The sequence below is a fragment of the Sorangium sp. So ce363 genome, assembly GCF_051520435.1.
In the GTDB taxonomy this organism is placed as follows: Bacteria; Myxococcota_A; Polyangia; order Polyangiales; family Polyangiaceae; genus Sorangium; species Sorangium cellulosum_B.
The window spans coordinates 5,443,374-5,467,835 of record NZ_CP150333.1; the positions used below are offsets into that span (position 1 = coordinate 5,443,374).

The following is a 24,462-nucleotide window of genomic DNA, read 5'->3' on the forward strand; positions in this document are numbered from 1 at the left end:
CCGTCAGCGCTCGGCGCGGTCACCAGATCTGCATGCCAGATGACACTACGTGTGCCCCGACGTTTACAGATCTGCATGCCAAATGACACTACGTGTGTACCGATGTTTACAGATCTGCATGCCAAATGACACTACATGTGTGCCGAATCTATCACCACGGCATCCTGCGCCCGGGGGGCTGCCACCTCCCCCGCTCGCCGAGAGGTTGACTGCACGGGACAGCTGGAAACGATGGCGCCATGGCACGCACGGCTCCGGTTCCGAACATCCCTGCGATACCTGGCATGAACCCCGGCACGTGGATCCTCGGCGGAGACGGCGGCGGGGGTGGCGGCAGCGGGCGCGGAGGCCGGGGGCGCGGAGGCGGGCAAGGCGCGAACGGGAGCGGTGACGGCGAGGGGGCGCAGGGCGGCGGCAAGAACGCCGGCTCCTGCGGTCCGGGCAGCGGCGGGGGCTGTCCGAACCCCTCGCACGGGCGCGGTGGGGGCACGTCGGCGGGGGATCCCATCGACCCCGTGACCGGGCGCGTCTACACGGCCAAGGTCGTCGATCTAGCGCTGCCGGGGCCCATCCCGCTGTTCATCGAACGGAGCTACTCGTCGGAGACGCGCGACGTCGATCTGGGCCTCGGGTTCGGCTGGAGCCATTCGCTGGCCTGGACCATCGAGGAGCGGAGGAGGACGCTCCGGGTGCTCGAGCCGAACGCCGCGCCGACGACGGCTGCGGTGCCCGAGCCGGGACGCCCCGTCGCCCTCCCCTGCGGCCGGCTGACGCGGCACGAGGCGGGCTACACGCTCGAGGCGGGAGGGCTCTTGTACGTGCTCGGCGAGCAGCAGGAGAGCTCCTGGCTCCTGTCGCGCATCGTCGATCGCTACGGCAACGAGGTGCGCCTGGCGTACGAGGGGAAGCGCCTATCGCACGTGTTCGACAGCGCAGGGCGGGTCGTCCGCGTCCGCCGGCACGCGGACGGCAGGGTCGCTGCCTTCGAGGTGAAGAACGCGTCGGCGCAGGGGCGATGGACCTCGTTTCGCACGTACCGGTACGGCGAGCGGGGTGATCTCGTGGCCGCGATCGACGCGGCCGGCCACGAGCATCGGTACGAGTACGACGAGGAGCACCGGCTGATCCGGCGCCGGGAGCCCGGGGGGCTCGTCGCGCAATTTCGTTACGACGACCGGGGCCGCTGCGTCGAGACGTGGTGCGAGCGACCCGGCAACGACGCGCTCGACCGCGAGCTGCCTGACACCTTGGATGACGGCGAGACCAGGGCGAAGGGGTTCTGCCATGTCAAGATCGAGGATCACGGCGTCTTCACCGAGGTGATCACCTCGCGGTCGAAGCGGCGCATCGAGGGCAATCCCCTGGACAAGGCGGACAAGGTCGTGTGGCAGGGGGGCTGCACTCGTACCGGTTCGACGCCGCGGGCAACGTGCTCGAGTACCGCGACGCCCTCGGGCATGCGTGGCGCTGCGAGCGCGACGCGATCGGGCGGCTGCGCGCAGTGGTGGATCCGATGGGCGCGAAGACGGACTACGCCTACGACGAGCTGGGCGGCATCGCCGAGGTGCGGGACGCGCTCGGAGGGGTCGCCCGCTACGAGCGGAACGCGCAAGGGGATGTCGCTGAGGTGTCCGACGAGCTCGGGCTCGTGGCGGCGTTCCGCTACGACAAACGCGGCCTGCTCGTCGAGGCGACCCTCCCGAACGGCGGCGTGACCCGGATGGTGTACGACGCGCTCGGCAACCGCGTGACCGTGATCGAGCCCGACGGGTCAACGCGGCGGATTCGGTATGATTTCCTGGGTCGGGTGACGGGCTTCGTGGACGAGCGGGGGCTCGAGACCATCTACGCCTACGACGCGAGCGGGCGGCTCGTGTCCGTGCGGCGGCCGAGCGGAGCGACCGAGCGCTACGATCACGACGCCGACGGTCGCCTCTCGCGCATCGTCGACGCCGACGGGCGCGTGACCACGCTGCGCTGGGGAGGGATCGGCGTCGTGACCGAGGTGGTCCGGCCCGATGGCAGCTCGGTGCGGTACTTCCACGATCGCGAGCAGGATCTCGTGCGCGTGGTGAACGAGGCCGGCGATGAGCACCGGTACGTGCGTCGGGGAGAGGGGCGCATCGTCGAGGAGCAGACGTTCGATGGACGCCGGATCATCTACCGCCATGACGCGATGGGTCGGATCACCGAGATCCGGGACGGCGCGGGTCACGTGGAGCTCGTCTACGACGCGTGCGGGCGGCTCATCGAGCGCAGCTTCTCGGACGGGCGAAGGGACAAGATCGCTTATGACCCGCTCGGCCGGATGGAGTACGTGACGAGCGGAGAGGTCAGCTGCGAGTACACGCGTGACGCGCGCGGGCGCGTGGTGCGCGAGACGGTCGCGCGCGGCAACCAGCGGACGATGACGGAGACGGCGTACGACGCCCTCGGTAACGCGGTGCGGACGGCGGGTCCGTTCGGGACCATGGACATCGCGCGCGACGCGGCGGGGCGGGCGGTCGAGGTCGTGCTGGGCGCGGCGGGGGTGCTGCGCCTGGCCTACGATCCGGCGGGCAACCTGGTGGAGCGAACGCTGCCGGCAGGCGGACGCATCGCCAAGGACGTGACACCGGATGGGCTCATCGCGGGGGTAAGTGTGATGAGCCCGCAGGCAGGGCCGGTGGTGCGGACGGGCGAGCCTGCGTGGGTGGGGCCGCTGCCCCTCGGGGTGACCTTCGCGCAGAGCTACGGGTGGTCGCCGGCGGGGCTGCTCCAGGCGGTGGGCGAGGCGACGCGAGGGAGCCATGTGGAGATCCCGCGCGACGCGAACGGGATGACCGTGGCGCGCCAGCGGACCGAGGGGGCACGACGGGAGGAGATGGAGCGCTTCAGCCACGGACCGGGCGGAGAGCTGTACGAGGGCGCAGCGCAGCGGCAGTACGCGCCCGGCGGGCGGCTCGTGGCGCGCGGAGAGGTGACGTTCGCGTATGACGAGCGAGGGCGCATGACGAGCAAGGCCGCCGCTGACGGCCGCTCGTGGCGCTTCGACTGGGGCGACGACAACCTGCTCCAGGCGGTGCGGCTGCCGGACGGGCGGGTGGTCCGCTTCGTGTACGACCCGTTCGCGCGGCGGCTCGAGAAGCGGGTGGAGAGGGCTGGCGCCGTGGAGAGCATCACGCGGTACGCCTGGAGCGGAGACGCGATGGTGCACGAGGTCCGCGAGCGCGCGCCGGCGAGCGGGGCTCCGGTCGTGGAGGAGCGCGTGTACGCGGTGCTGCCAGGGGCCTCGCTGCCGCTGGCCGACCTCGTGCGGCGGGGCGATCATGACGAGGTCCGGTACTATGTCGACGCGCCGAGCGGGATGCCGGAGGCGCTCGTGGCGGAGGATGGCCGGCTCGTCGGCACGCTGGAAGCGTCGCTGTTCGGGAGGGTCGAAGACGAGCGGGCGGGACTGACGCCGGTCAGGTTCCCGGGGCAGTACGCGGACGAAGAGACGGGGCTCCACTACAACAGGCACCGCTACTACGATCCGGAGACGGGGCAGTACCTGAGCCCGGAGCCGATCCGGCTGGAGGGGAGCCTGCGAACCTATGCGTACGCGGAGGGAAGGCCGACGGAGGCCTTCGATTTGGATGGCCTCGCAGCGCAGTCGGTGCTCTACGGCCCGGGCCCGGCGGGCAGTCGCCCGGTCCTCGGTCGAGGGGAGAGCGGTGCCAGCCTGGACGACCTGCATCCTGCCGTACGCGCTGCGTTGCCTCCGAACGATGCGAATACCGCAAGGCAGAACGATTCGCGCGGGCGATGCGCTGAGCCGCACGCGCTGAGCAACTACCTGAACGAGTGGGAGTGGAACGGGACTCCGCCATCCCAACGGTCCGGAACTCCACCGAGGTCATGTCGTCCGGGGGATCCGGGATGGCAGCAGAACCTGGGCAGCGCGTTAAGCGGAATCGACACGAATGACGGGATCGTGAGCGGACGTAGGATAGACCAATCCAATCCAGGCGGTGAGAAGCGGTGGCCCGCCTGCGAGAATTGCAGTCAGATGATCCCGCGGCTTTATACGCTCGCCGGGATGACTCCGCCGAACAATGTGGTCGCAACGGGAACAGCGGGCGGCCATACAGGGCCGGTGTTCAATCCTCCCACATCCTTCACCAACAACCCGGCAAACGCAGCGTATTTCAACAACGCGGCCCCTCCGCCCGGAGGCCCGAGCGCGTTGGGCACCTGGGAGCATCGGAATGGCCAGTGGACGCGGATCCGCTGATCGCCACGGGAACCACGATGACAATCGGCGACCTAGAAGAATTCACCCCTTCGCTCCTCTCCTGGATCCAGCGCCATGCCAAATTCAGCCGCTCGTGGGACGAGCTCCTGCTGCGCAGGTTCCTTGAAGAACGCGGCGTGCCTTGCTCCGAGATCCTCGTTACTTGGGAGCGCGCTCTTCATGCACTCGGCGGGGGAGGATCTCTGAGCTCCCCTTATCTGCTCGAGCTGGCAGACACGTGCTTCGGGACCGTGGCCACGGGCGCCGCGCAGGCGACGCTTCCCGGAGACGGCCGGACGGTCGTGATCATAGGCCGCTTCGTCGGGGGCGGCGCGCTCGGGATGGACGAGCGCGGGAGACTCTTCAGCATCCGCGGAGACATGTGGATTCCTCTAGCCGAGCACCCGGCCACCTACCTGGCGAGGCTCGCGCTCGCTGGTATGGCTGAGGAAGACCAGCGATTGCACGTCGTCCTCCTGGAACGCGAGAAAATCGAGCTGCTGGCGGAGCGACTCGGCGTCCTCGGGATCGCCGCGGCGAGCGATGGGCTTCAACGCTTCTGGCAATCGGGCGCGATCCTCCTTTACGAGGGTGATCTCGATGCCCCCGCTGCCTCCGCCGTACACGCTCTCGCACGCCTATCCGATGCCAAGCGCGTCATCGATGCGTGCTGCGCGCTCGGCCTCTCGGGCGCCCTCGTACATGGCCCGCAGGCGCCGACAATCGCCCCTCTCGTGCGCGAACCGGACGGATGCCCTAATTCCAGCTGGTTTCGCTACCGGCCCCGCTTCGGTCGTGGCGACGGCTGGGTGGCCTGGGTCGATGGCAGCGATCATGCCGCCGTCGAAGAAGTCTGCATCATCGATGGATATCGGATAAGCGAGATGGAATGGCCGAGCGGGCGCGCCGTCGAGCACGTAGCGCCCTGGGTCGAAGGTCTGCCTGATGAGGATGAGGCACGGCTCCTCCGGCTTGGGTTTCGGCGCGATCTGCGGCGCACGTGCCATGTCGAGGAGCTCGACGCGCTCCTCGAGCGCCATGGGCTGCCGTCGACTCCGACGGTGCGTGCGCTCGAGCTCCGGCTCGGAGGGCTCCGATGTCCCCTGCGCGAGGGGGCCGCATCGCTGTCCTTCGGTGCGTTCCAGGTGCTGGCATTCGAGAGAGAGGCCCAGGACCATGCGCTATGGGCAAAGGACAGCGCCACGCTCGAGGACGGCACCGAATGGCCGCGCGTACGCTTCAACGGCGCGCAGCTCGTGCCGGTCGGCAGCGACATCGAAGCAACACTCTACATGAATCCCGCGGGCGCTCTCCTTCGGCACGATTGGATACTGGACGAAATGGACACGCTGGACGAGACCCCGATGGACTACCTCCATCGCAGGCTTCTCTCGCTCGAGTCATCGTGACGAGGTCAGCACGCCGCCGTCACCGTCGCCCCCAGGTCACGCCCTCCTGCAGCGGCACCGGGGACCTCTCGTAGACGTAGCCCGCGCCGAGCGGGATCTCGACCGCGCGGCGCTCGCCCTGCCCGGCCACCTTGCGCAGGCCCCCCGCCGGAAGCCGAGCACGTCCTCCGGCGACGCCTGCGCCGCGCCCGCCCTGCACGAGGGCGAGCCCCGCCGAAAGGAACGGCGCGACCCCGCGCCCCCTCCGGCGGATCCCGCGAAACATGCGCGCGCGGCCGTAGACTGGGCCGCCCTGGCGCGCTAGTCGGTATCCGCCGTGGATCCCAGCCCTCGAAGCAGCCCGGACGAACGCCGCCCCCGCCTCGCGCTCCAGGCCGTGCTGCCGGAGGAGCTCGCCGGCGCGTGCGGCATCGACCTCACCGACGCGCGCCGCATCGTCTCCCTGGCGCACCGCCTCGGCGAGCTGCCCGCCCGCGCGCCCGCGACCGTCCGGCGCGCCGCGCTCGACGCGGCGCGCTCGGCGGGCGAGATCAGGACGCTCGCGCTCGTCGAGCGGCGCGCGAGCGCCGAGGATCCGTTCGTGAAGTACGCCTTCCGCCTCGAGGACGGCGCGACGGTCGAGTCGGTGCGCATCCCGCTCGAGCGGCCGGGCCGGTACTCGGCGTGCGTGAGCTCGCAGGTCGGCTGCGCGCTCGCGTGCGCGTTCTGCGCCACCGGACGCATGGGCCTCACGCGCAACCTGGAGGCCTGGGAGATCGTCGAGCAGGTGCGGCTCATCCGCCGCGATCTCGACGCCACCGTAGGCGGCGGCGCGCGCGTCCATGGAGTGCTGTTCCAGGGCATGGGCGAGCCGCTCGCCAACGCCGACCGGGTCATCCAGGCGATCCGGGTGCTCTCCGAGCCGAGCGCGCAGGCCATCGACATGCGCAACATCACCGTCTGTACGGCGGGGCTCCCGTCCGGCATCCGGCGGCTCGCGGCCGAGGTCCCCGCGGTCCGGCTCGGCCTGTCGCTCGGCTCGGTGCGCCCCGGCAAGCGGCGCCTGCTCATGCCGATCGACGGCGCGCACCCGCTCGAGGAGGTCCTCGCGGCCGTGGGCGAGCACGCGCGCGCGAGCGGGCACGCGCCGATGTGGGCGTACACGCTCCTCGCGGACCAGAACGACACGAACGAGGACGCCGCGTGCCTGGCCGCGCTCGCCCGCGGCTTCGCGGCGCAGCACGGCATCTCTCCCCGGCTCAGCCTCATCCCCTACAACGCGATCGGCGCGCCCGGCGATCCCCTGCCCTCGCCGGACGGCGGCGATGAACGCGGCGCGTCGGCCGATCCGTTCGTGCGCTCGGCGCGGCTCGACGCCTTCCGCGCGGTCCTCTCCGCCGCCGGCGTCGGCTCGATCGTGCGCTACTCGGGCGGGGGCGACGTCGGCGCGGCGTGCGGGCAGCTAGCGCGGCCTTCGGCGGAGGCGCCGCGGCCGGGCGGCCGCCGGGCGCCGCCCCGCGCCGGGGCGACCGCGGGCGCAGCCGACGTCGGGCCGAGCGCGCCGCCCAGGCCAGCGTGAGCGTCGCTATGGATCCCTGCTCCCACGCGCGCTAGCTTGCGCGCGTGTTCGGCTTCAGCTTCGGCGAAATCATGGTGCTCGCCATCGTGGGCATCATCGTGGTCGGTCCCCGGCGGTTGCCTGCGATGATGCGGTCGGCGGGGAGCTGGATCGCCAAGCTCCGCCGCTTGAGCACGGAGCTCCGGACGCAGAGCGGCATCGACGATCTGATCCGCCAGGAGGGGCTCGAGCGCGAGCTCCGCGAGCTCCGCGCCCTGTCGCGGGTCAACGTGATCGAGACGCTGGTGAACCCCGTCGTCGGCGCCGTGACCGCCGGTACGATCGCCTCGTCCACGCCGCGCGTGAGGCCGCCGGATCCCGAGCCGCCGCCGCCGCCCGTCGTGCAGCCGCCCCGCGAGCGCGAGTACCCCGTCCTCGGCTGCGACGCCTACGGAGTGACGCTGGACGCGGCCCCGGACGGCGCCGCCGGCCTGCCGGTCGCACCGGAAAGCGCGGCCCCCACGGAGACCGCGAGTGCGGCGGACGCCACGATCGGCGTCGAGTCCGCCGCGGCGACAGCGACCGCGACCGCGACCGCAGAGATCGCCGCGGCGACAGTGCCCGTGGCCGCAGAGACCGCCGCGGCGACAGCGCCCGTGGCCGCAGAGACCACCGCGGCGACAGCGACCGCGACCGCAGAGACCGCCGCGGCGACGCAGGGCGTGGCGACCGGAAACGGAGCGACGTGATGAGCCAGGAGCAGGCGGCGGCGGTGAAGAGCGGCTCCCCGGGGGCGGAGGGCGCGCCGAGCGACGCCGCGGAGGATCCGGGCGAAGACAAGCCGATGTCGTTCTGGGAGCACCTCGACGAGCTGAGAAAGCGGCTCGTCCGGAGCATCCTTGTCTTCTTCGCGGCCTGCGTCGTGGGGTGGGAGGTACGCGAGGAGCTCTTGCACTTCCTGACCGTCCCGTTCGTGCAGGCGTGGCGGGAGCAGAGCCTGGCGGGCAACCCCTCGCTCCACTTCGGCGCGCCCGCGGCCGCGTTCGTCGCTTACTTCAAGCTGTCGATGATCGGCGGCGCGGCGATGGCCTCGCCGTTCATCTTCTACCAGCTGTGGGCGTTCGTCGCGCCCGGCCTCTACGCCAAAGAGAAGCGCTACGTCATCCCGTTCGTCCTGTTCTCGACGATCCTGTTCGTCGGCGGCGGCTGGTTCGGCTGGCGAGCGGCCTTCCCGATCTCGTTCGGTTACTTCCTCAGCCTGGCCGGCACGGTCGGCGGCGACGGGGTGACGATCACGCCGACCGTGATGATGGGCGACTACCTCGACTTCGTCGCCCAGCTCCTGCTCGGCTTCGGGATCATCTTCGAGATCCCGCTCATCGTGCTCTTCCTCTCCATCGCCGGCGTCATCAACTACATCCAGCTCATCCTGTTCGGCCGCTGGTTCGTGTTCGGCGCCTTCATCCTGGCGGCCGTCCTGACGCCGCCGGACATCACGAGCCAGCTCGTCATGGCCGTGCCGATGTGCCTCCTCTACGTGGTCTCGATCGGCCTCGCGTACGTCTTCGGCAAGCCGCCGACCGACGCCCAGCGCGCGGCGTACAAGGCGCGCAAGGAGAAGGAAGTCACCAAGGGCTGACGGGCGGCGCGGCGCCGGCCGGGCCGCCTGCGCTGCGTTGTCCGCGCGCCGTCCTCCGCGGCGGCGCGGCGCATCGCGGACCGCTGCGCTGCTCCTTCCGCGCGCCGTCCTCCGCGCGGCGTGGCGCACGGCAGACCGCTGCGCTGCTCCTTCCGCGCGCCGTCCTCCGCGGCGGCGCAGTCAGGCGGCGGGCGCGGCCGCCGCGGGCGCTGCCTTCCGGCTCCGCGCCACGTGGATCGCGACCGCGGCGCCGGCCATCGCGAGCCCGATGAGCTGCGACGTGGACAGGCCAACGAAGCCCCCGCGGTCGTCGGCGCGCACGAACTCGAGCACGAAGCGCCCGAGCGCGTAGAGGCCGAGGAACGTCGCGAAGACCTGCCCGTCGTACCGCTTCCGCCCGTGCACGTAGAGCAGGCAGATCGCCGCGATGGCGAACGACATCGCCGACTCGTAGATCTGCGTCGGGTGCACCGGGTGCGACGGCAGGCGCGGGCTCGTGAGCTCGAGCAGCTTGAACTGCGCGTCGCTCGCGGGGCTGTTCGGCGGGAACGAGAGCCCGAACGCCCCGTCGGTGCGCAGGCCGAAGCAGCAGCCGGCGAGCAGGCAGCCCATCCGGCCGAACCCGAGGCCCAGCGGCACGGCGAAGCCCGCCATGTCCGCCGCCTTCCAGAACGGGAACCGATCGCGCTTGAGCAGCCAGTACGCCATCGCCGACGCGCCCACGAAGCCGCCGTAGTACGTCAGGCCGCCCGCCCAGAACTTCGCCCACGCCAGGCAATCGCGCTCGACCGGGTGGCAGACCCCCTTCGCCGCGTCCCACACGCCGTGGTACCGCGACGCGCAGAGCGCCTGCTCGACCTTCCAGTCGACAAGCGACGGGTCGGTGCACAGGTGCACGTAATCCCAGAAGTATCCGTCGGCGACGACGTGGAGGAGCCTGCCGCCGACGACGCCCGCGAGCAGGCAGGCGAGCCCCAGGTCGACGATCACGTCCGGGTTCTCGCCGATCCGCCGCGCCCACAGCGCGCCGATGGCCGTCGCGAAGAGGAAGCCGGTCAGCAGCAGCAGGAAGTAGGCAGGGAAAGCGACGTCGAGCAGGCGGAACAGCTCGGGCCGCATGATCAGCCCGCGGACGCCTTCGCGCCGGACGCCTTCCCTGCGAGCTCGGGGCGGTGGGGGGAGAACATGTCGATCGCCATCAGCCCGACGCCCGCGACGATCGCGATGTCGGCCACGTTGAACGTCGGCCACACGAACGTCGAGGTGAGCCGGACCTGGATGAAGTCGATGACGTACCCGTAACGGATGCGGTCGACCAGGTTCCCGAGCGCACCGCCGAGCACGAGCGGCAGCCCCCACCTGAGCGCGGTCTGGGAGGGGTGGAGCTTGCGGTACAGCGAGACGATGAAGACGATCGCCGCGAGCGAGACCAGCAGGAAGAACGGGCGGCGGATCGCCTCGCTCTCGTCGCCCAGGATGCCCCACGCCCCGCCGTGGTTCTTCGCGAAGATCATGTTCAGGTGATCCTTGATCACCTCGATCTTCCGGAACGAGAGCGGCCGCGGCGCGGCGGTGAGGTCCGTGAGCGCCTGCGGCTCCAGCCGGTCCTTGGCCCACCACTTCGTGCCGAGATCGGCGGCCAGGGTGACGGCCGCGACGGCGATCAGGAACACGTACGACGGCCGGTAGGCGGGCTTCGTCGGTGCGACCACGTCGTCGGCGTCCCCCTCCTGCGAGGAGCCGCGCCCCTCGTGGTCGCGTTCGCCGGCGGAGGCCGGCGGCTCGCCGGCCGGCGTGTTCACGGACGCGGAGCGATGCGGCTCCGCATGGGCACCTTCGGTCTCAACGGGAGCGTCTCGCGGCGTCGCGTCTTCAGTCATGCGGAGCGCGTTCCTCTACGACAAACCGAGCGCTCCGGCAAAGGCTTCCCTCCGCAGGCGCCGCCGCGCGCGTCTTTCACGCCTCGCGCGTGTCACGTGACGTGCGTGACTTGCGCGCGCCGCACCGCGCCGCGCCGCCCCACGCGCCGTCTGCTCCGGCCGAGCCGCCCGCTCGCATCCTTCAGCTGGCCGGCGGCACAGGCGGAGGCGCTTCCGTCGATAGCGGAGGAGTGGGGTCGCCGCCCGCCGAGCCCTCCGAGGCGCCGCGCGCGTCTGGAGACGGCGCGCTCGCGCTGCGGGTCGCGACGATCATGTCCTTGGACATCAGGATGACCCCCGCGACGATCGCGATGTCCGCCACGTTGAACGTCGGCCAGTGATACTCCCGACCGCCGCGGATCACGTACATGTCGATGAAGTCGATGACCCAGCCGTAGCGGATCCGGTCGACCAGGTTGCCCATCGCGCCGCCGAGCGCCAGCGCGAGCCCCCACTTCATCCCCGTCTGGTCCCTGTGGACGCGCCGGTAGATCGAGAAGATGAAGACCATCGCCGCGGCGGAGACGAACAGGAAGAACGGCCGCCGCAGGCCGTCCGGGAGGCCGCGCAGGAAGCTCCAGGCGCCGCCGGGGTTCTGCGCGAAGATGAAATCGAGGTGGTCCGGGATGATCGTGAGGACCTTCGCGCCCGACCGCTTCGGGTCGAACCCGGTGAGGCGCGCGTGCGCCCACCCCTTCGTCACCAGGTCGGCGGCGCACGAGACGAGCGCCACGACGGCCAAGAAGCGGAGCGAGGCGCGCTCCTCGCTGGGGAGGTCGTCGGGAAGGTGCGCGACGGGCGACGCTTGCGGTGCGTCCGAGGACATCGTCCTCGCTTCTACGCGATGGCGTGGCACGGAGCAAACAGCCTCGAGCAGAGCGATGCCCGGCGGCGGTCGTCTTCTGCTCTTCCGTTCGTCCGTTCGTCCGTTCGTCCGTTTGCCCCCCTCGCGCCTTCCGGTTCCGTCTTCCGCTCTCGCCCGCGCCTCCTCCGCCGATCGCCGCGCCGGTTCACCGCTGGTTCAGGATCACCACCGGACGCTCCGGGGCGCGCGATCGCACCGGCGCCTTTTCCCGTCCGGGAGGATCGGTCGGACCGGCCGGGTCGACCGCCGGCGCCTCCCTCCTTCGCAGCGCGAGGTGCACCTCGCCGTACGCCTGGAGGGCCGCGCCGCGCTGCCGCTCCGTGGCCGCCGCGCGCCCCAGCGACTCGGCCAGCTGCGCCCGGCGCCCCGCGAGGTACGCGAGATCCCTCGCCTCGGCGAGCTCGCTCCCCCCGGCGAACGCCTGCTCAGCGCGCTCCATCGCCTCGGTGGCGCCGCGCAGGTCCGCGGGCGCGAGCTCTGCCGCCGCGCCCGCCCGGGCGCGTTCGTAGCTCTTCCTCGCCTCGATGAGCTCCTTCGGCGGGAGCGGGGCGCTCGCGCACCCCAGGAGACCGCCGACGAGCAGAATGGCCACTGTCCCGTGATTGGTTCGCATGATTCCGCGCCTCCTGTCCGCCAGCCCTAGCGGAGCTGCCGCTGGATGGATCCGACCTCCTCGAGCGCCTCGTGTGTGCGGGCCTGGGCCTGCGCCTCGCGCGTGAGGGCGAGCGCGAGCTCCGCGTCCGCCTGCGCGCGCAGGAGCATGCGCTGCGCCCGATCGGGCACGCCGTCGGCCGACAGCCTCGTCGCCCGCTGCACCTGCTCCCGGGCGAGGCGGAGGTGGGCTTCCGCCCGCGGGTCCTCGTCGGCTCCGACCTCCTCGGCGGCTCGAATCATCGCCTCCGACGCGCCGAGCCGCTCGCTGAAGCTTGGAGCGTACGCGGCGCACCCCGCCATCGACGCGCCGAAGAGCGTCAAGAACACTGCGTTTTTCATCTGCGACACCTCGTTGCCAGCCCCGGACGAGAGCTCGCCCGGAGAAGGCGGGTGAGAGAGCGGATGGGATCATCGACTCCGGATCTCCGTCGTCGATCGGCTCGTCCTCAGGCAACCAGCACACCAGGGCCGACGGCCTCGGGGCGGCGCCTGAGCGCGCACGCGAGAAGCGCCGCCCTGCGTCCGTCGGTGCAGAAGGAATCACGACGACGCTGAGACATCGCCTCACGCGCCGTATCCGCGCTTCCCATCGGTTGCGCGCAAACGAGCCATTCGCCGGAGCCCCCGTGTGCGTCGCTTGCGGCGACTGGACCACAGGAGAGCCCCAGACACCGGATCTCTTTCGAGGACGGGAGAGGCCCCCTCTCCGCTGTACGCCCGCCTGCCGCGGCAGCCCGCCGCGACCGCGTTCCGCGCCGGCCCGCCGCGCCCGCCTGCCGCGCCGATCCGCCGCGCCTGCCGCGCCGGCCCTTCACCCGCGCGCCGTCCTACCCTCACCCGCGCGCCGCCCTCCCCTCACCCGCGCGCCGCCCTCCGAGATCCCGGCCGCGCAGGCCAGCGCAGCGTCACGGCGGCCGACGTGTGCGTCGCGCCCGATCCGGTTGAGTGACACGGCGCATCTGTTTAGTATACCTGCGCCATGCCGTCGCCCCCTTGGAAGATCGAGACCGGCGTCGAGACCGTCATCTCGTCGTGGCTTGCCTCCGGCTACGTCCGCCCTTGTTTCACCGCGGATCGCGAGCTTCCGCCGGCCGACGCGCGCACCGCACCGATGCCCGACGCGCTCTCGCCGGCGCTCCGCGGCGCCCTGGAGCGGCGCGGCATCGATCGGCTCTACGACCACCAGGCGCGGGCCTTCGCGGCGGCCCGCGCGACGCCGGCGGGCCCGAGCGCCGCGGCGGAGCCGGCGCGGGCGGGGCGGCACGTGGTCGTCGCGACGCCCACCGCCAGCGGCAAGAGCCTCTGCTTCCATCTCCCGGTGCTCGACGCGCTCGCCGAGGGCGCCGCGTCGGGCCAGGGCGGCAGCGCGATCTACCTGTACCCCACCAAGGCGCTCGCCCGGGACCAGGAGGCCGGCCTGCACGCGCTCATCCGCGAGGCGGGGCTCACGATCCCGGCGATCGTGTACGACGGGGACACGCCGGGCGACGCCCGGCGGGCGGCGCGCGAGCGCAGCCCCATCGTGATGACCAACCCCGACATGCTCCACGCGGGGATCCTGCCGCACCACGCGCACTGGGCGCGGACGTTCCAGCGCCTGCGCTACGTCGTGCTGGACGAGCTCCACACCTACCGCGGCGTGTTCGGGTCGCACGTCGCCCACGTCCTCGCCCGGCTGCGCCGTGTCGCCGCGTTCCACGGATCGAGCCCGACCTTCCTCTGCGCGACGGCGACGATCGGCAACCCGCGGGCGCACGCCGCGCGCCTGCTGGGCGTCGCCGAGGACGAGCTCGAGCTCATCGACGAGTCAGGCGCCCCGCGGGGGCCGCGGCGCTTCTTCCTGTACAACCCGCCGGTGGTGAACGCGGAGCTCGGGGTGCGCGCCAGCACCCTGAAGAGCGCGGTGCGCCTCGCCGGGGATCTCGCCCGCGCCCGCGTGCCGACGCTGGTGTTCGGCCAGTCGCGCAACTCGGTCGAGATCATGCTGAAGTACCTGCGCGAGGGCGTCGGCAAGGAGATCGGGGCGGAGGACGCGATCATGGCGTACCGCGGCGGCTACCTCCCGGAGACGCGCCGGCGGGTCGAGCGGGGGCTGCGCGAGGGCGAGATCCTGTGCGTCGTGGCCACGAACGCCCTCGAGCTCGGCATCGACATCGGCGAGCTCGACGCGGTGATCTGCGCCGGCTACCCCGGGTCGGTCGCCGAGACGTGGCAGCGCTTCGGCCGGGCGGGCCGGCGCGGCAAGACGAGCATCGCGGTCCTGTGCGCCACCAGCGCGGCGCTCGACCAGTACCTCGCGAGGAACCCGGGTTACCTGCTGGAGCGCGGGGCCGAGTCGGCCCGGATCGATCCGCAGAACACCGAGATCCTCGTGCAGCACCTCAAGTGCGCGGCGTTCGAGCTGCCGTTCCTCAAGGGGGAGCCCTACGCGGCGATGCCGCCGGACGACACCGTGGCGGCGCTGCGCTTCCTGCAGGACAACGGGGTCGTGCACGAGTCGAACGATCGCTTCCACTGGTCGTCCGACGCGTATCCGGCGAACCACGTGAGCCTGCGCTCGGTGGGCTGGGACAACTTCGTCATCATCGACAAGGCCCTTGGCAAGACGCTCGCGGAGCTCGACTGGCGCGCGGCGCCGACGATGCTCCACGAACAGGCCATCTACCAGCACGACGGCGAGCAGTACCAGGTCGAGCGGCTCGATTACGAGAACCACAAAGCCTTCGTGACGAAGGTCGTCCCCGACTATTTTACGACCGCGCTCACCCACCGGAAGGTGAGCATCCTCGACGAGAGCGCGGCCGCCCCGCTCGGCCGGGCGACCGCCGCCTTCGGCGAGGTGAGCATCGTGGAGAAGGTGGTCGGGTACAAGAAGATCAAGTTCTACACGCACGAGAACACGGGATACGGCGACGTGCGCTTGCCCGACATCCAGATGCACACGACCTCGTTCTGGCTCACCGTGCCCGAGCCGCTCTGCGAGGAGCTCGGCCTCGGCCGCGCGACCGCCATCGACGGCCTGCGCGGGATCGCGCGGGCGCTGGAGACGGTCGCGACGCTCTCGCTCATGTGCGATCCGCGCGACATCGGCCAGACGCTCGAGGACGGGAGCGAGGCGCGGGAGGTCCCGGCCGGCGGAGAGGCGGCCGGGGTCTTCGATCCGACGCTGTTCCTGTTCGACAACGTGCCAGGCGGCGTCGGGCTCTCCGAGCGCATCTACGAGCAGCGCGACGAGCTCCTCGCGCGCACGCGGCAGCTCATCGCCGGCTGCCGCTGCGACGAGGCCGGCTGTCCGCTCTGCGTCGGCGCCACGGAGACCATCGACGCGAAGCGCAAGCGCGCGTCGCTCGGGCTCCTCGCGATCTTGCTCCACCAGGCGTGAGCCCGGCGGCGAGCGCCTCCGGGCGCTCGCCGCGGCGCGCCGCGCATCATGTCCCGAGCGGACGGGGACCAGACCCACGCAGATCCAGCGACATCCACCTCGCTCTGCGCCCCTGAGCCCCTACCACACTCGCGATGGGCGCTCGTCGTGGACGTGTCGCCGCCGCCCGCGCTGGCGATCGTGACAGCCATGTTTCGGCGCGGAGGGGAACACCACGAGTCGATTTGTGCAATCGACCGCAGCGTCTCTGGAGATCGAGCGCTGTCGCCCCTTTACCCCGCCCCTCGGTGCAATCTAGAGTCGGGGCACCGTGGAGAGCGCGCCATCGAGGGGGGTTGTTCTGGGGCGTTACGCCATTGGACCGCGGATGGCGCGCGGCGGGATGGGCGAGGTGTTTCGCGCGGTCGCGCTCGGGCCGGACGGCGAGGAGGTCCCGGTCGCCATCAAGCGAATCGTCCCGATGCACGCCGGCAGCGACGATCTCAGGCAGCTCTTCATCGCCGAGGCGAGCATGATGACCCGCCTCAAGCACCCCAACATCGATGAGGTGCTCGACTTCGGCGTCGACGAAGCGGGCGACTTCTACCTCGTGCTCGAGCTCGTGTCCGGGACGGATCTCGGGCGACTCTGCAAGGGGCTCTGGGCGCGCGGGGAGTCCGTCCCGGTGCCGATCGCGCTCTTCGTCGCCGCCCAGGTGCTCGAGGGGCTGGGCTACGCGCACGAGCGCTCGGCCGCCGAGGGGCGGCTGATGGTGCACCGCGACGTGAGCCCTGGAAACGTGCTCATCTCGCTGAGCGGCGCCGTGAAGATCGCGGACTTCGGCGTGGCGATCGCCACGCGGGGCGACGTGGGGGACGCCGCCAGGCGCGACCTGGTGGGGAAGCCGAGCTACATGCCGCCCGAGCAGTTCGACGGCGAGCGCGTCGACGCGCGCGCCGACGTGTTTGCCCTCGGGGTGGTCCTGTTCCAGATGCTCACCGGGACGCGGCCCTTCCCCGGGAGCAGCGCCGCCTCGCGGATGGCGGCGGCGCGCGAGGGGCAGATGTTGCGGGCGAGCGAGCTGCGCCCCGAGGTGAGCCCCGCGCTGGAGGCGATCCTCTCGCGCGCGCTCGCGCCGCGCCGGGACGACCGCTTCCCCGACGCGCGCGCGATGCTGGAGGCGATCGAGGCGCTGCGCGAGGCAGGCCACGAGATCGGCGCGCCGGAGGACCTCGGGGCGCTCGTGAGCGCGGCGCTGAAGGAGTCGCCGGAGTCGCGTCCGCCGGGCCCCCACACGCCCGAGCTCCCCGAGGACGAAGACGACCTGGAGGGGGGCGAGCTGACGCGCGCCGACGCGGACAGCCCCTTCACCCTGCGCGCGACGCGGCGCCCCGGCCCATCGTCGCAGGTGCTCGGCGGCGAGGCCGAGGCGCTCGATGCGCTCGATGGCATCGACGCGGCGCTCCCGGCGCCGTCGAGCGCCCCGGTGAGCGGCGGGTTCCACGTCGTGGCGCCGGCGTCCGGCGAGGAGAGCTCGATCGATCCGCTCCAGGCGTCGAGCCCGAGGGGGGCGGTCTCCTTGACGCCGAGGCCGCGCGACGAGGCGCGGCCGCCGTCCTCGGCGCCGGGCGCGGTCCTTCCGCCGGCCGGGGCGACGCGGCAGCGCCTGCTCGCGGGGGCGATCGCCTGCGCCGCGCTGGCGGGGATCGCGGTCGCCAGCGTGCGCGTCGGCCGCGGCGGACCGAGCGCAGCCTCCCCCGCGGCCGTGCAGCGCGCCGTTCGGGCAGTGCAGCCGCAGATCACCGCCGCCGTGCAGGCCGCGCTGTTGCCCCTGCGAAGAGCTCCTTCCCCTGCGAGCCCCGCCGAGGGCGCTGCGCCGGCCGCGGGCTCTACCGCAGGTGCCGCGCCGGCCGCGGACACCCCGTGAGTCGCATCGCTTGCGGCGCTCGGTCCGCTCGGTTAGCAGCGCGGCATGCGACGCCCTCACGTCCTCCTCGCCCTCGCCCTGACCGCGCTCGCCGGCTGTAGCGCCTCGCCGCCCGCAGCTCCGCCGCCTCCGACGGCTGCGCCCCCGGCTCAGCCCGACGCGCCGCCCGCTGCGGCGGCCCCCGCCCCGGGCGACGTGGTCGCCCCGGCGCCGTTATCGGTCGCCTCGGTCGAGGTGCCTGCTGCCCTGCGTGCCGTCGTCGACGCCGCCGATCGCGCGGACGCCGACCGGGCGCTCGACGCCGGCCGTAAGCCTGCGGAGACGCTCGCATTCTTCGGCATTCAGCCGGGGATGAAGGTCGCGGAGCTCGCGGCGGGGGGCGGCTACTCGGCCGAGCTCCTGGCGCGGGCGGTCGGGCCGGGAGGGGTCGTCTATGCGCAGAACAACCGCTTCGTCCTCGAGCGCTTCGCCGAGAAGCCGTGGAGCGAGCGGCTCAAGAAGCCCGTGATGAAGCCGGTGGTCCGGGTCGATCGCGAGCTCGACGACCCGTTGCCGCCCGAGGCGCGGGATCTCGACGCCGTGTTCCTCGTGCTCTTCTACCACGACACGGTGTGGATGGAGGCGGACCGGGCCGCGATGAACCGCGCGGTCTTCCGCGCGCTCAAGCCCGGCGGCGTGTTCGCGATCGTCGATCATGCCGGGCGCGCCGGGACGGGCGTCACCGAGGTGAAGACGCTCCACCGCATCGAGGAGAAGATCGTGCGCGAGGAGATCGAGCGGGCCGGCTTCCGGCTCGCGGCCGAGGCGACCTTCCTCCGGAGCCCCGCGGACACGCGCGACTGGAACGCCTCGCCGATGGTGGCGGGCGACAAGCGGGGCACGAGCGACCGCTTCGTCCTGAAGTTCGTCAAGCCCGGGGGCTGAGCCGCCGCGGCGGCCCGGGCTCATCGCGAGCAGGGGGTGAGCGGCGGCGGCGCATGCCATCCGCCATCGGAGCCGCCCCTCGGCGCATGGGCGGCGCTCACCCGTCGGAGCGAACGCAGCGCACGAGCCGCCGATCGCGGACCGTGTGGTCCTGCGATGCGCCGTTCGTGAAGTTGACGAGGACGGCCTTCTCCGCGCTGCCGATGGCGGGCGTCGACGACCAGAAGACGTCGGACGGCGTCCCCGGGAAGGCCTCCAGGTCGATCGCCGGCCCGGACCGCCGATCATCGACGATCGAGAGCAGCTCCTTCGCGCTCGGCAGCCGCCAGTCGCCCTTCGCGGCGAGGTCGATGTCTTCGCAGTGCGCGAGCGCGTCGCTCCAGATGAACCGGGTCTGGGAGGCGTGGCGCTGCCAGACGAGCCCCGTCGAGCGATCGAGCACCCAGTCCTCGCCGGGCGAGAGATCGGCCGGCGCGATCCCCTTCACACCTCCGACGCACAGCGCCCGCGCGCCGGCCGTGTCGTCCTTCGCGAAGAAGCCGAGGGACGCATCGCTGGCCAGCACCCCCCAGGCGAACGAGCTGTCTGCGGCGACGTCGGTCGCGGACCAGTAGAAGCTGTCCTGGGTGGACGTGAAGAAGATATCGGGAAACGCCGTGGGATGGCCGAAATCCAGGATGGAGACGAGCTCGATCCGCGTCGGCAGGCGCCAGTCCGAGAGGCCGCCGATCCCCTGGGCGCTGAGCGCCGCGCAGTGCTCCTGCGCGCCGACCAGCGTGAACATCCCGTTCTCCGCCACCTTTTCCCAGGTGAGCCCGGTCACCGAGTCTTCTACCGCGCCGTCGGTTTCTGTGTAGGAGGGGACGGCGATCTCGTAGTTCCCGTCCTGTCCGAAGAAGGGCGCCGAGGGCCCTGGGCACGCCTCCAGCACGGTGGTCCCGTTCGAGCAGCGCGTGGTCGGCGAGTCCGGCCATGTCACCGGCACGGGCGGCGGCCCTCCGCCGCCGGTCCCTCCCCCGCCGCCCCCGCCGCCGATCGGCTCGCTGCCGCCGCCGCCGATCGGCTCGCTGCCGCCACCGCCGATCGGCTCGCCGCCGCCGCTGCTGCCGAGCTGAAAGGGCTCTCCGATGCATCCGGCGAGCGTGACGGACTCCACGAGCAGCGCGGCCAACAGCCAGGTGAAGCGAAGGGCGTGAGGGGTCTCGTTCGGCATGGGCAAGCGGCGGCGCCAGGAGAGGATCCGGGCCAGCAGCCTATCATTCACCGGGGCGCGGGGGTCGACTTCCTCGCAGCGCCTCGCGCCGCAGGCTCGCATCGCTGCCGCCCGCCGCCCGCCGCCCGCTTCAGTTCCCCCCGCGGGCGCGGTTGCCCGCGCGCGCGGGCAACCGCGCCCGCGCCCGCGTCGGCGGCGTTCGCGCCGCCCGCGCGGGCGGGTCGGCCCATGAGAGGCGAAGCGAGCATGATGGAAGAACGACGCGCGGCGGAGAGTGGGGTTGAGCCCGTGCACCTCGGTGCCTCTCCGCCGCGTCGACTTCTTCTACGCAGGTTGCGTCTGGTGCCCTCTCCGCCTTTGCGGGCCGAGGGTCCGCCGCGTCACGGCGTCGTGTAGTCGACCTTTACCGTGTACGTGCTCTCCGCGTACCCCTGCACGAGGAGGAAGGCCTCCGACTGCCCTTCCGGGACCGTCAGCTCGCACGTCTCGTCCGCGCCGTCGAGGTAAGGCCGGCAGTCGAAGGCGCTCAGGGTGGGCTGCTCGCCGAACCGCACGTAGAGATCGGGATCCCCGGTGCCGCTCATCACGGCCCGGAAGGTCGTGCCCGGGACCACCGAGATCGGCCCGTGGGACGCCGTCTCGCGCCGCGAGACGCTGCCGTCGAAGCTCGTCGACGTCTCGGTGCCGCCGCCTCCGGGCTCACCTCCGGGCTCGCCTCCGGGCGCCTTCGGCGCGGAGTAGCGCACCTCGATGTCGTAGGTCGAGGCCGTGAAGCCGTGCACCTTGACGAAGGCCCTCGTCTGGCCCTCGGGCACATCGAGCGTGCAGGTCTCGTTGGCGTCGCTGAGGTAGGGCCGGCAATCGAACGATCTCGCCGTCGGCGCATCACCGAACTTCACGAAGAGATCGGGGTCTCCGGTCCCGGTCATGACGACGGTGAGGGTCGTCCCGGCCACGACCTCGAACCCCTCGGCGGGCCCGACCGCATCGAAGGCTCCCCGGGCGAGGCGGCCGCTGAAGTTCTCGGTGGTCGGCTCCCCGGCCGGCGGCTCCCCGGTCGGCGGCTCCCCGCCGCCTCCGCCGCCTCCGCCGCCTCCACCGCCTCCGCCGCCTCCGCCATCTCCGCTCGGCGTGCCATAGAGCGACTGGACGCCCGCGATGTCCTTCTCCGTGAGGACGAGCGTGCTGTCGCCTGTGCCGTTGCACTGGGGATAGTGCATGACGGACGCGCCGTCGTACTCGGTGAGGGCGCGCCAGTTGTCGTCCTCGAAGCAGGTGCCCGACTCAGGACGGGTGTGCTCGTGACGGAAGCCAAGGGTGTGGCCTAGCTCGTGGCGGAGAATGCCCGTGATCGTGGGCCGCGTGCTGTCGAAAGCGGTCCTGTCGATCAGCACGTTCCGCGAGTACCTCGACTGGCCGGGGAAGAAGGCGCGCGCCAGGTACTGGCCGCCGGCGCTGACGGGGTTCACGTCGAACAGGACCTCGCTGGTGCTCGAGGTGCAGCGCGAGTCGGAAGACTCGACATGGATGAAGTCGACGTCCGCGACGTCCTCCCATGCCTTGACGGCATCCGCCATCGCCGTCACGACCTCCTCGTACTTGTCCCCGAATCTCGTGCTCACGCAGTACGAGAGGTTGTGCCGCTGCTCCGCCGTCCAGATGACGTCTTCCCCGCCTTCCTGGTTGACGATCAGCGCACCATCGCGCACATGCGCCTCCCAGAACTCGCGCAGATGCTTGATATCTACGACCGGCGTGTCCCCGTTAACAATGTAGATGCCGGTGTCAGGCTCCCGGAACACCGTCCGCTCGAATCGCTCAAATCCCAGCTGATTCGTGCCGACTTCCTCGGTGTCGGCGCCGCCGACGTCTGCCGAACAACCGGCCGCGGCAGCGGTCAAACCAGCGATCACCAGAACGAGCTTACGGGCGATCACATTGCTCTCGTGCGGCTTTGCAGGATGCATTTGGAGCTCCTTTCGGGGGAGGCGAATCACGCTGTCCACGCGAACTCGATGAGACCCAAATGCCTTAACCCGATTTGACCCTCAGTCGGATAGCCAAATCTGACCGCCGTTCATAAAAAGGGTTCAGGATTGTAAAAAATTTCGAAGAGAGCGGACACGGTTCCCCTGTCACAGGAAAATTCCTGTAACACGCGAAGCGAACAGATCGGGTCGGACAGACACACTGGAAAACAACACATCTTGAGATCGAGCGACGCGTACTTGCACCAGGACAGGCATCGGGATCCTCCTGCCTCCGTTGCGCCGATGAAAGGCGCGGAACGCACGCATGCAACGCGACGGCTGCAACGCGGCGCGTGCGGGCGCAGCTGCGAGCGCCGCGGCAGCCGCCAGCGCGCGGGCATCTCCGCGGGCGCCGAGCGCGGCGCGATGCTTCAGGGCAGCGTCGGGACGGCGCGCAGCGCCCGTCGCGCGGGACGACGGCGGGCGCTCACCCGCGCGCCGACAGGATCCGGCTGAAGGCCTCGCCGACGGCGCGCGCGAGCTCGACCATCCGGCGCGAGCCGCTCGAGGTGTCGAGGATCCGATCGGCGACCAGGATCATCGCGGGCCGGCCGACGACCTGCACGGCGACGGCGGCGACGTCGAGGCTCGGGTTGACCATGACGTCGAGCAGCGGCGCGTGGGTGGGAGTGCCGGGGATCGGGCCGACGTAGAGGTGGGTCGCCACGGCCGTGGCGAGCACGCTCGGCTGATCCATCGGGAGGGAGAGCTTGCGCAGCGCCTCCTGGTCGCCGAACTCCGCGTTGCACGCGAACCCACGAAAGACCCCGCGGTGCGCGGCGAAGATGGCGACACGCCCGGCGAACAGCCGCAGCCCCCGGAGCGCGAGCCGGATGACGTCGTCGCGCGTGCGCGCGAGGTAAAGCGCGTCGATGACGTCGCTCAGATCGACGAAGGGCTGCGGCGGCGGATCGTCGTCGAGGGGATCGCCGAGCTCCGGCTCGGGCGCGGGGGGCAGCGCCGGGAGCCGCCCGGAGCGCCTGCTCGACGGCGGCGCGGCGCTCTCCGGGCGAGCCCTGCCGCTTCCAGGCGGCGGGGCCTCCGCATCGACGGAGCGGCGGCGCGAGCGCGGCGCGAGGCCGGAGGGCGCGTCGAGCGGCAGCCGGCCGAGGCGCCGCGTCGAGGGGGCCGGCTCCCGCCCGGCGCTGTCCGGCGCGCGGTCGGGGCCAGGCGAGGCCTGGGGCAGTATCGAGGCGAGCAGCTTGAAGGGCGGCGAGATCTCCACGGGCGGAGGCGGCGGAAAGGAGACGGCCGGCGGCTCGACCGCCGACGCGCGCAGGGCCGCCTGACGCCCGGTCGCCCTCCCGCCGGCGCCACGTTCGGCGTCCGCTGAGCGGCGAGCGCTCGAGGGAGAGCCGCGCGCGCCGGGGGCCGCCTTGGCGTGGCGGAGCGGCAGGATCGCGTCCTCGTGCCCCGCCGGCGTGTCCGCGCGCTGAGCGTGACCGTTGTGCGCCGCTCCGCGGTGGCCATGCTTGCCGCTCGGCGCCTCGACCAGGCTCACCTCGTCGAACGAGGGTACCGAGGCGCGACGGATCAGCGGGATGGGCACCTCGGACGACGGCGGCGGCGGGATGGTCGACTGGGGCGCGCCGTGCGGAAACGCCGGGGTCGCGCGCCGCGCGCGGGAGGGGACCTGCTCCCGCTCGTCGAGATCGAGGGCGCGGATGGCCTCCTCGATCGCCGTGATCGGCGCGCGGAAGATGCGCACCGGCGCGCCGAGGTGGAAGCTGAACTCGTCGGCGATGTGGCGATCGAGCGGATCGGCCGCCGCGACGTCGATGGTGCCGACGCCGGGATCGATGCGGATCGGGACGGCGCCGAGGCGGCGGCACATGGCGCGCGGCAAGCGCGCGACGAGATCGCGGGCGCCGACGACCTGCCGGAGCGCGAGGCCGCCGTGGCGATCGAGCTCCTCCTCCAGGGCGCGCTCGCTGAGGGCGGCGCGGTCGATGAGGGCGCGAGGGAACGGGATGCCCCGCAGGACCGCCACGAAGAGGGCGGCTTCGACCTCAGCCTTGGAGACGGCGCCGGCGGCGATGAGGAGGCGGCCCAGGTCTAGCGACACTGGCTGCACAATACCAGAAAGGACGCTGCCAGCGTGCAGCGCCCCGCATCCGGTCACGACGGATGCTGCTCTTTCTGGACGGGCGGCGAGCGGGCAGCGGGCCCGCTCCCTCGCCGCCCCAGGCGGCGGGGTGGCGCGCGCTGGGCGAGGGAGCGAGCCAGGCGAGCTCATGCGCTCGCGCCGAGCGCTGGCTCACGTCCTGGCGCCGAGCGCGGCGCACGTCCTCACGTCCAGCGCTTCCGCGGCGGAGCCCTGTGGCCGATAGGACAACAGGCCTGGGGAGGGCCGAGAGACCCGGAGTCCTCAGCGGGAGAACTGAAAGACCACCTCGCTCTGCCGCACGAGACCCAGGTTGTCGCGCGCGATCCTCTCCACGGCGGTCGGGTCATCGCGCAGGCGCGCCACCTTGCCGCGGAGCGCCTCGATTTGCCGCCCGAGCTCGGCATTCTCCTCCTCGACGTCGGCGAGCTCTCTCTCGAGCTCCCGCAGGCGAGGCAGCCCCTGCGGCGAGAAGATCATGATCGGTGCGCCCACGACGGCGACGATGAGCACCGCGATGGGGAGGGTCCGCTCCAGGAACTGCGCTATTCGACGCACAGACATCCGCTCGCACGTCCTCCGCGTTCCTGTCAACTTTCCTCCAGGGTTCCTGCAACTCCGCGTT

20 protein-coding genes are annotated in these 24,462 nt (G+C 71.8%); 10 read left to right on the forward strand and 10 right to left on the reverse strand.

The window, feature by feature from the left end; translation table 11 throughout:
* Nucleotides 1-239 precede the first annotated feature (239 nt).
* The 3 genes from WMF12_RS20710 (at nucleotide 240) to WMF12_RS20720 (ending at nucleotide 5,664) form a co-directional block, all read left to right on the forward strand.
* The gene (locus tag WMF12_RS20710) at nucleotides 240-1,715 is read left to right on the forward strand and encodes a DUF6531 domain-containing protein (protein WP_437873244.1); all 1,476 of its coding nucleotides are present in this window, start codon (nucleotides 240-242) and stop codon (nucleotides 1,713-1,715) included.
* A gap of 1,631 nt (nucleotides 1,716-3,346) precedes the next feature.
* On the forward strand, nucleotides 3,347-4,255 hold the full coding sequence (locus WMF12_RS20715) for an RHS repeat-associated core domain-containing protein (protein ID WP_437873875.1): 909 nt from the start codon (nucleotides 3,347-3,349) through the stop codon (nucleotides 4,253-4,255).
* Between the two features lie 17 nt (nucleotides 4,256-4,272).
* Nucleotides 4,273-5,664 (forward strand): hypothetical protein, encoded by a 1,392-nt coding sequence (locus tag WMF12_RS20720; protein WP_437873245.1) that lies wholly within the window; start codon nucleotides 4,273-4,275, stop codon nucleotides 5,662-5,664.
* Nucleotides 5,665-5,683: 19 nt separating this feature from the next.
* Here WMF12_RS20720 and WMF12_RS20725 read toward each other — a convergent pair whose 3' ends face one another.
* Nucleotides 5,684-5,929, reverse strand: a complete 246-nt coding sequence (locus tag WMF12_RS20725; RefSeq protein ID WP_437873246.1) for a hypothetical protein — start codon at nucleotides 5,927-5,929, stop codon at nucleotides 5,684-5,686.
* 51 nt (nucleotides 5,930-5,980) lie between these two features.
* On the opposite strand from WMF12_RS20725, the gene rlmN reads away from it, so the two are divergent.
* Genes rlmN through tatC form a run of 3 tightly spaced genes read left to right on the forward strand, consistent with a single transcriptional unit; the run spans nucleotide 5,981 to nucleotide 8,840 of the window.
* Complete coding sequence (rlmN, locus tag WMF12_RS20730) at nucleotides 5,981-7,222, forward strand: 23S rRNA (adenine(2503)-C(2))-methyltransferase RlmN (RefSeq protein WP_437873247.1); 1,242 nt, start codon at nucleotides 5,981-5,983, stop codon at nucleotides 7,220-7,222.
* 44 nt (nucleotides 7,223-7,266) lie between these two features.
* On the forward strand, nucleotides 7,267-7,950 hold the full coding sequence (gene tatB / locus WMF12_RS20735) for a Sec-independent protein translocase protein TatB (protein ID WP_437873248.1): 684 nt from the start codon (nucleotides 7,267-7,269) through the stop codon (nucleotides 7,948-7,950).
* Complete coding sequence (gene tatC, locus WMF12_RS20740) at nucleotides 7,950-8,840, forward strand: twin-arginine translocase subunit TatC (RefSeq protein WP_437873249.1); 891 nt, start codon at nucleotides 7,950-7,952, stop codon at nucleotides 8,838-8,840. Before tatB ends, tatC begins: the two co-directional genes overlap by 1 nt.
* 180 nt (nucleotides 8,841-9,020) lie before the next feature.
* Here tatC and WMF12_RS20745 read toward each other — a convergent pair whose 3' ends face one another.
* The 5 genes from WMF12_RS20745 to WMF12_RS20765 form a co-directional block, all read right to left on the reverse strand.
* Nucleotides 9,021-9,959, reverse strand: a complete 939-nt coding sequence (locus WMF12_RS20745; protein WP_437873250.1) for a prolipoprotein diacylglyceryl transferase — start codon at nucleotides 9,957-9,959, stop codon at nucleotides 9,021-9,023.
* Nucleotides 9,960-9,961: 2 nt separating this feature from the next.
* On the reverse strand, nucleotides 9,962-10,642 hold the full coding sequence (gene lspA / locus WMF12_RS20750; RefSeq protein ID WP_437873251.1) for a signal peptidase II: 681 nt from the start codon (nucleotides 10,640-10,642) through the stop codon (nucleotides 9,962-9,964).
* 259 nt (nucleotides 10,643-10,901) lie between these two features.
* Nucleotides 10,902-11,585, reverse strand: a complete 684-nt coding sequence (gene lspA / locus WMF12_RS20755) for a signal peptidase II (RefSeq protein ID WP_437873252.1) — start codon at nucleotides 11,583-11,585, stop codon at nucleotides 10,902-10,904.
* A gap of 184 nt (nucleotides 11,586-11,769) precedes the next feature.
* A complete protein-coding gene (locus tag WMF12_RS20760) occupies nucleotides 11,770-12,237 on the reverse strand; it encodes a DUF4398 domain-containing protein (RefSeq protein WP_437747355.1) in 468 nt (155 codons plus the stop codon).
* A gap of 26 nt (nucleotides 12,238-12,263) precedes the next feature.
* The gene (locus WMF12_RS20765) at nucleotides 12,264-12,617 is read right to left on the reverse strand and encodes a DUF4398 domain-containing protein (protein WP_437747356.1); all 354 of its coding nucleotides are present in this window, start codon (nucleotides 12,615-12,617) and stop codon (nucleotides 12,264-12,266) included.
* Between the two features lie 640 nt (nucleotides 12,618-13,257).
* Between WMF12_RS20765 and WMF12_RS20770 the strand changes: the two genes are divergently transcribed.
* The 3 genes from WMF12_RS20770 to WMF12_RS20780 all read left to right on the forward strand — a co-directional run bounded on the left by WMF12_RS20770 (nucleotide 13,258) and on the right by WMF12_RS20780 (nucleotide 18,490).
* A complete protein-coding gene (locus WMF12_RS20770; RefSeq protein WP_437873253.1) occupies nucleotides 13,258-15,660 on the forward strand; it encodes a DEAD/DEAH box helicase in 2,403 nt (800 codons plus the stop codon).
* 367 nt (nucleotides 15,661-16,027) lie between these two features.
* On the forward strand, nucleotides 16,028-17,566 hold the full coding sequence (locus tag WMF12_RS20775; protein ID WP_437873254.1) for a protein kinase domain-containing protein: 1,539 nt from the start codon (nucleotides 16,028-16,030) through the stop codon (nucleotides 17,564-17,566).
* 45 nt (nucleotides 17,567-17,611) lie between these two features.
* Nucleotides 17,612-18,490 carry a class I SAM-dependent methyltransferase gene (locus WMF12_RS20780; protein WP_437873255.1) on the forward strand — a complete coding sequence of 293 codons (879 nt, stop codon included), beginning with the start codon at nucleotides 17,612-17,614 and terminating at the stop codon, nucleotides 18,488-18,490.
* 97 nt (nucleotides 18,491-18,587) lie between these two features.
* On the opposite strand, the gene WMF12_RS20785 is transcribed toward WMF12_RS20780, so the two are convergent.
* Both WMF12_RS20785 and WMF12_RS20790 read right to left on the reverse strand, forming a co-directional pair.
* Nucleotides 18,588-19,754: a DUF1566 domain-containing protein gene (locus WMF12_RS20785; RefSeq protein ID WP_437873256.1), complete on the reverse strand. Its 1,167-nt coding sequence runs from the start codon at nucleotides 19,752-19,754 to the stop codon at nucleotides 18,588-18,590.
* A gap of 329 nt (nucleotides 19,755-20,083) precedes the next feature.
* Nucleotides 20,084-21,412: a pre-peptidase C-terminal domain-containing protein gene (locus WMF12_RS20790; RefSeq protein ID WP_437873257.1), complete on the reverse strand. Its 1,329-nt coding sequence runs from the start codon at nucleotides 21,410-21,412 to the stop codon at nucleotides 20,084-20,086.
* A 24-nt stretch (nucleotides 21,413-21,436) separates the two neighbouring features.
* Here WMF12_RS20790 and WMF12_RS20795 point away from each other — a divergent pair, with 24 nt between their 5' ends.
* Nucleotides 21,437-21,748 (forward strand): hypothetical protein, encoded by a 312-nt coding sequence (locus tag WMF12_RS20795; RefSeq protein WP_437873258.1) that lies wholly within the window; start codon nucleotides 21,437-21,439, stop codon nucleotides 21,746-21,748.
* A gap of 412 nt (nucleotides 21,749-22,160) precedes the next feature.
* Here WMF12_RS20795 and WMF12_RS20800 read toward each other — a convergent pair whose 3' ends face one another.
* Together WMF12_RS20800 and WMF12_RS20805 are read right to left on the reverse strand one after the other, a co-directional pair.
* The gene (locus WMF12_RS20800) at nucleotides 22,161-23,798 is read right to left on the reverse strand and encodes a hypothetical protein (protein ID WP_437873259.1); all 1,638 of its coding nucleotides are present in this window, start codon (nucleotides 23,796-23,798) and stop codon (nucleotides 22,161-22,163) included.
* Between the two features lie 303 nt (nucleotides 23,799-24,101).
* Nucleotides 24,102-24,401 carry an FtsB family cell division protein gene (locus tag WMF12_RS20805; protein ID WP_437300928.1) on the reverse strand — a complete coding sequence of 100 codons (300 nt, stop codon included), beginning with the start codon at nucleotides 24,399-24,401 and terminating at the stop codon, nucleotides 24,102-24,104.
* Nucleotides 24,402-24,462 lie beyond the last annotated feature (61 nt).

What these genes read in the sequence shown, in the direction of transcription:
- WMF12_RS20760 (WP_437747355.1), bottom strand. Translation starts at nt 12,237, where the DNA reads ATGCGAACCAATCACGGGACAGTGGCCATTCTGCTCGTCGGCGGTCTC.
- tatC (WP_437873249.1), top strand. Translation starts at nt 7,950, where the DNA reads ATGAGCCAGGAGCAGGCGGCGGCGGTGAAGAGCGGCTCCCCGGGGGCG.
- WMF12_RS20725 (WP_437873246.1), bottom strand. Translation starts at nt 5,929, where the DNA reads ATGTTTCGCGGGATCCGCCGGAGGGGGCGCGGGGTCGCGCCGTTCCTT.
- WMF12_RS20715 (WP_437873875.1), top strand. Translation starts at nt 3,347, where the DNA reads ATGCCGGAGGCGCTCGTGGCGGAGGATGGCCGGCTCGTCGGCACGCTG.
- WMF12_RS20720 (WP_437873245.1), top strand. Translation starts at nt 4,273, where the DNA reads ATGACAATCGGCGACCTAGAAGAATTCACCCCTTCGCTCCTCTCCTGG.
- lspA (WP_437873252.1), bottom strand. Translation starts at nt 11,585, where the DNA reads ATGTCCTCGGACGCACCGCAAGCGTCGCCCGTCGCGCACCTTCCCGAC.
- WMF12_RS20775 (WP_437873254.1), top strand. Translation starts at nt 16,028, where the DNA reads ATGGCGCGCGGCGGGATGGGCGAGGTGTTTCGCGCGGTCGCGCTCGGG.
- WMF12_RS20710 (WP_437873244.1), top strand. Translation starts at nt 240, where the DNA reads ATGGCACGCACGGCTCCGGTTCCGAACATCCCTGCGATACCTGGCATG.
- WMF12_RS20805 (WP_437300928.1), bottom strand. Translation starts at nt 24,401, where the DNA reads ATGTCTGTGCGTCGAATAGCGCAGTTCCTGGAGCGGACCCTCCCCATC.
- WMF12_RS20780 (WP_437873255.1), top strand. Translation starts at nt 17,612, where the DNA reads ATGCGACGCCCTCACGTCCTCCTCGCCCTCGCCCTGACCGCGCTCGCC.
- WMF12_RS20765 (WP_437747356.1), bottom strand. Translation starts at nt 12,617, where the DNA reads ATGAAAAACGCAGTGTTCTTGACGCTCTTCGGCGCGTCGATGGCGGGG.
- WMF12_RS20795 (WP_437873258.1), top strand. Translation starts at nt 21,437, where the DNA reads ATGCTTGATATCTACGACCGGCGTGTCCCCGTTAACAATGTAGATGCC.
- WMF12_RS20745 (WP_437873250.1), bottom strand. Translation starts at nt 9,959, where the DNA reads ATGCGGCCCGAGCTGTTCCGCCTGCTCGACGTCGCTTTCCCTGCCTAC.
- WMF12_RS20770 (WP_437873253.1), top strand. Translation starts at nt 13,258, where the DNA reads ATGCCGTCGCCCCCTTGGAAGATCGAGACCGGCGTCGAGACCGTCATC.